This is a genomic window from Acinetobacter sp. V2 (assembly GCF_001188385.1).
Classification (GTDB): Bacteria; Pseudomonadota; Gammaproteobacteria; order Pseudomonadales; family Moraxellaceae; genus Acinetobacter; species Acinetobacter oleivorans.
Genome location: NZ_JZFB01000001.1, coordinates 808516 through 814794, shown reverse-complemented (window position 1 = coordinate 814794; position 6279 = coordinate 808516). Strand labels below are relative to the sequence as shown.

6 protein-coding genes and 1 pseudogene are annotated in these 6279 nt (G+C 38.1%); 3 read left to right on the top strand and 4 right to left on the bottom strand.

Features of this window, described 5'->3' with window-relative positions:
• Positions 1-193 (top strand): OprD family outer membrane porin (locus UC75_RS20055; protein ID WP_228137061.1); only part of this gene is annotated, 193 nt, incomplete at its 5' end.
• Positions 194-270: 77 nt separating this feature from the next.
• Here UC75_RS20055 and UC75_RS03675 read toward each other — a convergent pair.
• Positions 271-1356, bottom strand: a complete 1086-nt coding sequence (locus UC75_RS03675) for an HlyD family secretion protein (protein ID WP_049836729.1) — start codon at positions 1354-1356, stop codon at positions 271-273.
• Positions 1353-2930, bottom strand: a complete 1578-nt coding sequence (locus tag UC75_RS03670; RefSeq protein WP_049836728.1) for an MFS transporter — start codon at positions 2928-2930, stop codon at positions 1353-1355. Before UC75_RS03670 ends, UC75_RS03675 begins: the two co-directional genes overlap by 4 nt.
• Positions 2931-3096: 166 nt before the next feature.
• Here UC75_RS03670 and UC75_RS03665 point away from each other — a divergent pair, with 166 nt between their 5' ends.
• Entirely contained in the window at positions 3097-3720 is a 624-nt protein-coding gene (locus UC75_RS03665; protein WP_049836727.1) for a TetR/AcrR family transcriptional regulator, read from the top strand.
• Between the two features lie 91 nt (positions 3721-3811).
• On the opposite strand, the gene UC75_RS03660 is transcribed toward UC75_RS03665, so the two are convergent.
• Complete coding sequence (locus UC75_RS03660) at positions 3812-4699, bottom strand: AraC family transcriptional regulator (RefSeq protein WP_049836726.1); 888 nt, start codon at positions 4697-4699, stop codon at positions 3812-3814.
• 289 nt (positions 4700-4988) lie between these two features.
• Here UC75_RS03660 and UC75_RS03655 point away from each other — a divergent pair, with 289 nt between their 5' ends.
• Positions 4989-6041, top strand: a complete 1053-nt coding sequence (locus UC75_RS03655) for an NAD(P)-dependent alcohol dehydrogenase (RefSeq protein ID WP_049836725.1) — start codon at positions 4989-4991, stop codon at positions 6039-6041.
• Between the two features lie 73 nt (positions 6042-6114).
• On the opposite strand, the pseudogene UC75_RS20050 reads toward UC75_RS03655, so the two are convergent.
• A pseudogene (locus UC75_RS20050) lies at positions 6115-6279 on the bottom strand (PepSY domain-containing protein); the annotation flags it as partial.

The window sequence follows — 6279 nt, the reverse complement described above, 5'->3', positions numbered from 1 at the left end:
CGGACATGACTTTAAAGCAGCCAATGGTGAGAAAAACCATGAAACCGAGTCGAATGTGATTTTAAACTATGCGTTTCAGCAGCCATTCTTAAAAGGCGTGGCCCTGCAATACATTCGTATTGATTACAACGTTAAACATGGCAATGACTTTGGTGAAGATCGCTTGTTTGTAAACTATACCAAAAAGTTTTAAAGACTTTTTAACACTCATCATTAAAAAAGAGACCGTAAATGGTCTCTTTTTCTCTCATATTTTAAAATCTAGACTATCTATTTATTCGTATCTATTGATACTAAAACCGATAAACCAGGACGTAATAATTTAACGTCTTTTTGATTTTCAACAAGCTTGATTCGTAAAGGTAGACGCTGAACAATTTTGGTAAAATTACCAGTTGCATTGGTCGCAGAGATCGGAGAGAAAAATGCGCCAGTAGATGGAGAGAAACTGTCTACCACGCCTTTTAGCTCAACGTTATAAGCATCTACATAGACATTAACAGGTTGTCCAATTTTTATTTGTTTTAGCTCAATTTCACGGAAGTTTGCTTCTACATAGACTTGGTCTAAAGGCACAACCACCATGAGTGGATTACCAGCGCTCACAAAGTTACCTACGTTAGCTGACTTTTGACCAATCATGCCATCAATAGGCGCACGAACTTCTGTATAACTCAAATTCAGTTTTGCTTTATCAAGTGCCGCTTGTGCTTGTTTAAGAGCAGCTTGTTTGGCTTGTACCTGAATCTTGTATTGGTTGAGCTGATACTGTGCATCAATCACTTTTTCTTTACTACTGTCTAAGTCAGCATATTGTTCCGTCAAAGTAGTCTTAGATTGTTGTGTAATTAATCTAGATTCAGCACCAAGTGCCTGTAGTTGCTCATAACGCGCCGTATTATCTTTTGTGAGTTTAATTCCAGCTTCTACTTTTCTAAGCTGAGCCTCTGTTTCTCGAATAACAGTCGGTTGTCTTTCTACTGCCAGCTTTGCTTCATTTAAATCAGCTTCCGCTTTAGCATAATTAGATTCTGCTTCAGCTAAAGCAGCTTCATAATCTCTTGCATCAATTCTTGCTAAAAGTTGGCCTTTTTTTACGGTCTGATGATCTTTAATATAAATTTCTTCAATATTGCCAGATACTTTAGGGGCAATGGTTGAGTACTCTACATCCACACGCGCATCGTCTGTTTCAATAATCGAAGATGGTAAAAATATAAGTTTTAAAACCCACAAAATAGATGCTAAGACAATAATGAACGCAATAACCATAACCCAATGCTTTTTGAGATATTGCACCTTTGTTAACTTAGGTGGTTCGGCGTGGGTGGTATCTTGGGCTTCGAGAGTACTCATAAAGATTTTCCTGAGTTATGACTATTCATTAACTTAATGAGAGCAATACGTGGCGGATAAGTTCGAACTGGCAAAATCAACATCACAATGAACAAAACAGCGGTAAGGCCAGCTAAGATGAGATATTGATCGCTAATAACTAAAACAGATTGTTGCGCTTGAATCGCAGAATTTAGGGCAGATAAACCACCTGAAACACGATCTGCACCATTTGCAGTAAGCACAGGGGGAGTAAGCGGATTAATAACAGGGCCTTGAATATTTTGGAAAACATGTTGGGCTGTATTTTCAATCAGCCGTGTTGAATGGTATTCACCGCGCACTCGATTGATCCAATCTAAAATACATACACCCAGTACACCGCTAATCGCACGCGGAGTATTAATCATTGGTGATGCATAAATTGCCATGGTTGGGTGAACGCTGTTTGTTCCCATCATTAAGAGTGAAAGCACGACACAGGTTTGTCCCAAACATGAGATTGCATGCCAGAAATAAAACTGATCTTGATTCCATGTCGTATCAAGTTGACTTGCACCTAGGCAACCCGCGATGACCAGAAGTAAGCCAAACCCGTGTACATATCGGCTATCCACCCAAGCTTGATTTAAAAGCTTCACAACAATAGGAATATAGATAAATTGCAATGCCGCAATTTGTAAGCCAATCCACATGGTCTGAGTGGGTTTATAGCCATGCACAGCACTTAAGTAATTCAGTGGTAATGTGCTGGTGGACATACCAATAATGACAAAACAAAACAGGGCAATAACAGCGTAGGCAAAATTTCGGATTTCGAGCATTTGCGGTTTAATTAATGGTGACGGATAACGCCATTCATGTATGAAAAACCAAGGTAAAGTTATTGCACTAATTAAGGCTAATACACAAATTAATTGAGAATGGAACCAATCTAAATGATTGCCATGCAACAACATGGTGCTCAGGCTCGCTAAGCTAATAATCGCTAAAATAGCACCCATCCAATCGTAAGTTTTTATTCTTGAATAATTCAATGGATCTTGAGGAATACCGAAATACACCAGAGCAGCACTTAACGCACAAAAAGGAATGGTTTGGAAAAATATCATTTTCCAGCCAATCACATCTAAATAAAAAGCAGACAGTGCAGCACTTAGGTTAGGAAAGAATGTTGCAGTTAATGCATAGCAGGCGAGCCCCCATAGCCGAATGTCAGGTCCTAAAAATCTAAGCGCACAGGCCATGAGCAAAGGAATGGTTAGACCATTGGCAAGACCTTGTAAGCCTCGCAATAAGTAAAATATTTCGATATTTGGACTAAAAGGAATTAAAACGCTAGAAAAGAGACAAAGTCCTATGGCAAAAAGCAGAACTCTGCGCATAGAAAAAATGACCGCCCAACTGGTAGACAGAATCATGCCAATAATCATGGCACTCGTGTAAATACTGTTGACCCAATAACCAGAGTCAACACTGATTCCCATCGCGCCACGAATGTCGACTAAGGTAATGCTGGTGATTCGGTTGTTAAATTCAACAGTCATTGCAGCAAATATTGCACCTGCTAAACCGATGAGTGGCTTTGTATTCATTTTTTACCTTAAATCTTAAACATCCATTCATTGCATGGAGCAGATACTTACTGTACTGTACCGATCGGTACTCTACTCTCTAATTAAATTTCCGTCAATTCTCGATTTTGAAGTTTTCGATGAGTTACACTTAGTACGAAATCGCTAAAATTTTTATAAGGTCAATATGTCAGTTTCAACTAAAGCTAATGAAAAAGATCAAAAAATTCTGGATGCAGCAACCAAGTTTTTTTTGATTCACGGTTTTAGTGGAACAACCACAGACATGATTCAGAAGGAAGCGGGTGTTTCAAAAGCAACGATGTATGGGTGCTATAAAAATAAAGAAGCGATGTTTGCCGCGGTGATTGAACGTCAATGCAGAAACATGCAAGAGCAAATCATTTTAGTCGAGACAAAAGCTGAAAATTTACGCTCAGCTTTAACCGAGATGGGGAAAACCTATCTGTGTTTTATATTGTCGCATTCAGGATTGGCATTTTTTAGAGTTTGTATTGCAGAAGCCGTTAGATTTCCTGAGTTATCTGAAAAATTCTTTGAAGTAGGTCCGCAAAAGCTTGCAAATATTATTGCGGGTTATCTTGAAAAATCTCAAAAGAATAATGAGATTGAGTTAAATTCTTCTGCTGATATAGCAGCAAATATCTTCTTGGCATTATTACGAAGTGACGCCCATCTAAAGTGTCTGACACATCCTAATTATGCAATTTCTGATAGTGAAATTAGTACTTGGGTTGAGTACGCAGTTGATTTATTTATGAAAAATATAAATATTAAAAAAAGTATTTAATATTGTTCAAGGACAAAAAGGTCCAAGTGCTGTGAATTATTTCTCAGTAATAAACTAATACATAGAAAAGCCCTAAATATTTAGGGCTTTTTTATATATTCTTAATATCTACTGACGGAGAAACCCCAAAAAAGCGTTTATATTCTCTGGAAAATTGAGACAAACTTTCATATCCGACTTGAATACTGGTCGTTGAAATATCATATTCTTCGGTCATTAATAAACGCCGTGCCTCGGTTAACTTCATTCTCTTTTGATACTGTAAGGGACTCATTGAAGTGATATCCCTAAAATGTTGATGAAAACTAGAAGCACTCATCCCCATTGTGCTTGCCAGTTCTTCAACGCTAAAAGATTTTGCAAAATTTGTTTTCAGCCATTCAATCGCTTTCACAATTCGATGGCCAGTAGTTCCAGCCGCCACAATGCGTTTAAGTCGATCGCCTTGTGGGCTCATCAATAAACGATAAAAAATTTCCTTAATAATAAGAGGAGACAAGATGGGGATGTCTTGTGGTGTATCCAGTAGTTTTACTAACCGTATAAAAGCATCATTCAGCTCTGAATTGACTACTCCAACAGCCATTCCTTTTTTCTCAGTATTTACATCTTTAAAAGGTATGTGGGCTTCAAGCATGATTTGAGCGAGTACATACGGGTCTAGGCGTAGAACTATTGAAAGATAAGGTCGTTCAACTGAAGCTTCAAGAACTTGAGCAATGACAGGCAGGTCAATTGCAGTAAAAAGGAAATGGTTAGAGTCGTACGTATAGGTTTCTTCGCTAAGAATCACCTGTTTTTTACCTTGAGCAATCATACATAGACTTGCATCCATCATGCTGCTACTTGGTTGGGTCAATGTTTCTGCACGATATAAAGTCAGTCCCATAATAGGTGTTTCGAATGTACCTTTTTCTTGGGTCCATTGATCGACAAGTTGAGCCAATTCTTGATTATGGTTTAGAGACCTATTCGCCATTCAGATTCCACCGATTACCCTCTGTGTTTTTATTGTAGGCATTTCAAATAAGAAAAATAGTGAGAAGTGCAACAATTCGGAGGATTAGGCAAATCTGTGAGAGGAATAGAACAACAGCTTACGATTTTCATTTTTATACTGATCAGCATGGCACAAAGTCGATGAGTTGGAACTTAGTAAACCAAAACGTTCTAAAACCTATTTATGGATTTTTCAAAATCTATAGCCATCAATGAATGTCCTGCAAAGAAATCGTCTTTATTTAAACATTAAACATGAGAGAAAAAATATGACAATTGAAGTTTTAGGTTATGCCGCGCTGTCATCAGAAACTCCTTTAGTTCCGTTTAAGTTTGAACGTAGAACCCCACGTGAAGATGATGTTGTCATTCAAATTGAATATTGTGGTGTTTGCCATTCCGATCTACATCAAGCTAAAAACGATTGGGGATTTAGTGCTTATCCGATAGTTCCAGGCCATGAAATTGTAGGGCGTGTCACTTCAATTGGTCCTAAAGTCACAAAATATAAGGTTGGCGATTTAGTGGGTATTGGCTGTATGGTCGATTCATGCCGTACTTGTTCTGCTTGTCATTCAGGGCTAGAGCAATATTGTGAAGACGGCAACATACAGACTTATGGCGGCGTAGATCGCCATGACCAACGACCAACTTATGGTGGATATTCACAAAGCATTACCTGTAGCCAAGATTTTGTATTAAAAGTACCTGAAAATCTGGATGCTCAAGCTGTACCACCACTACTGTGTGCGGGTATTACGACTTGGTCACCGCTGCGTCACTGGAATGTTGGAAAGGGCAGTAAAGTCGCTGTAGTCGGTTTAGGTGGTTTAGGGCACATGGCGATTAAACTTGCCAATGCACTAGGTGCTGAAGTGACATTATTCACCCGCTCAGCAAATAAAGAACAGGATGCAAAACAACTCGGAGCGCATCATGTTGTGTTATCAACAGATGAAGCTCAAATGAAATCAGTGTTAAATCAATTTGATTTGATTATTGATACTGTACCTTATAACCATGACTTGAAGCCTTATATTCCAACACTAGCTTTAAATGGAACAATTGTGTTAGTTGGATATTTAGGTGAAATTAGCGCAAATTCAGTACCTATGATTTTAGGAAGAAAATCAATTGCAGGTTCAGTGATTGGTGGAATTAAGGAAACACAAGAGCTACTCGATTTTTGTGGTGAGCATAATATTGTGTCTGAAGTAGAGATGATTGATATGCAAAAAATTAATGAAGCTTTTGAACGTATGCTAAAGAGCAACGTGAAGTATCGTTTTGTGATTGATATGAAAACACTGTCTGAAGATTAATTTAGTAATCATTTTCGGCTGTGCATACTATGCGTAGTGTGCACAGCTCAAAGATTTAATACCAATGTGAGTGTTATGATTTAGAAGGAATGTATTTACGCATAGCAAAGATAAATAGCGTAAATAAAATACTGAAACCAAAAACAGGTAAGCTTAGCCCTAACACGAGACCCACCAATATTAACCCTATTTTTTGTGAGCCAGTTGCATGGTTCCAAACTAATAAGCTTTGCCCAAC

Excerpts from the sequence above, each read along its gene's own strand:
- UC75_RS03670 (WP_049836728.1), bottom strand. The coding sequence starts at position 2,930 with ATGAATACAAAGCCACTCATCGGTTTAGCAGGTGCAATATTTGCTGCA.
- UC75_RS03655 (WP_049836725.1), top strand. The coding sequence starts at position 4,989 with ATGACAATTGAAGTTTTAGGTTATGCCGCGCTGTCATCAGAAACTCCT.
- UC75_RS03665 (WP_049836727.1), top strand. The coding sequence starts at position 3,097 with ATGTCAGTTTCAACTAAAGCTAATGAAAAAGATCAAAAAATTCTGGAT.
- UC75_RS03675 (WP_049836729.1), bottom strand. The coding sequence starts at position 1,356 with ATGAGTACTCTCGAAGCCCAAGATACCACCCACGCCGAACCACCTAAG.
- UC75_RS03660 (WP_049836726.1), bottom strand. The coding sequence starts at position 4,699 with ATGGCGAATAGGTCTCTAAACCATAATCAAGAATTGGCTCAACTTGTC.